This is a genomic window from Kitasatospora sp. NPDC087315 (assembly GCF_044744345.1).
In the GTDB taxonomy this organism is placed as follows: Bacteria; Actinomycetota; Actinomycetes; order Streptomycetales; family Streptomycetaceae; genus Kitasatospora.
In genome coordinates this window covers 1-1,397 of record NZ_JBIUYD010000064.1, presented here as the reverse complement: position 1 = coordinate 1,397, position 1,397 = coordinate 1, and the positions used below count along the sequence as shown (strand labels likewise).

General features: G+C 56.1%; 1 rRNA gene. It reads right to left on the bottom strand.

The features are described 5' to 3' along the window. Positions 1 to 2: 2 nt before the first annotated feature. Positions 3 to 1,397: ribosomal RNA gene (locus ACIO5D_RS38485) — 23S ribosomal RNA — on the bottom strand; the annotation flags it as partial.

Here is a 1,397-nt window from a genome sequence, read left to right as displayed (position 1 = left end):
CTGAGGACAAGCCCTCGGCCTATTAGTACCGGTCAACTCCACCCCTCACAGGGCTTCCATATCCGGCCTATCAACCCAGTCGTCTACTGGGAGCCTTACCCTCTCAAGGAGGTGGGAGTGCTCATCTCGAAGCAGGCTTCCCGCTTAGATGCTTTCAGCGGTTATCCCTCCCGAACGTAGCCAACCAGCCATGCCCTTGGCAGAACAACTGGCACACCAGAGGTTCGTCCGTCCCGGTCCTCTCGTACTAGGGACAGCCCTTCTCAACACTCCTACGCGCACAGCGGATAGGGACCGAACTGTCTCACGACGTTCTAAACCCAGCTCGCGTACCGCTTTAATGGGCGAACAGCCCAACCCTTGGGACCTACTCCAGCCCCAGGATGCGACGAGCCGACATCGAGGTGCCAAACCATCCCGTCGATATGGACTCTTGGGGAAGATCAGCCTGTTATCCCCGGGGTACCTTTTATCCGTTGAGCGACGGCGCTTCCACAAGCCACCGCCGGATCACTAGTCCCTACTTTCGTACCTGCTCGACCCGTCAGTCTCACAGTCAAGCTCCCTTGTGCACTTACACTCAACACCTGATTGCCAACCAGGCTGAGGGAACCTTTGGGCGCCTCCGTTACCCTTTAGGAGGCAACCGCCCCAGTTAAACTACCCACCAGACACTGTCCCTGATCCGGATCACGGACCCAGGTTAGACATCCAGCACGACCAGAGTGGTATTTCAACGACGACTCCACCAAGACTGGCGTCAAGGCTTCAAAGTCTCCCACCTATCCTACACAAGCCGAACCGAACACCAATATCAAGCTATAGTAAAGGTCCCGGGGTCTTTCCGTCCTGCTGCGCGAAACGAGCATCTTTACTCGTAATGCAATTTCACCGGGCCTATGGTTGAGACAGTCGAGAAGTCGTTACGCCATTCGTGCAGGTCGGAACTTACCCGACAAGGAATTTCGCTACCTTAGGATGGTTATAGTTACCACCGCCGTTTACTGGCGCTTAAGTTCTCAGCTTCGCCCCACCGAAATGGAGCTAACCGGTCCCCTTAACGTTCCAGCACCGGGCAGGCGTCAGTCCGTATACATCGCCTTACGGCTTCGCACGGACCTGTGTTTTTAGTAAACAGTCGCTTCTCGCTGGTCTCTGCGGCCACCCCCAGCTCAGACAGCACGTGTCATCACCAGGAATGGCCCCCCTTCTCCCGAAGTTACGGGGGCATTTTGCCGAGTTCCTTAACCATAGTTCACCCGAACGCCTCGGTATTCTCTACCTGACCACCTGAGTCGGTTTGGGGTACGGGCCGCCATGAAACTCGCTAGAGGCTTTTCTCGACAGCATAGGATCATCCACTTCACCACAATCGGCTCGGCATCAGGTCTCAGCCT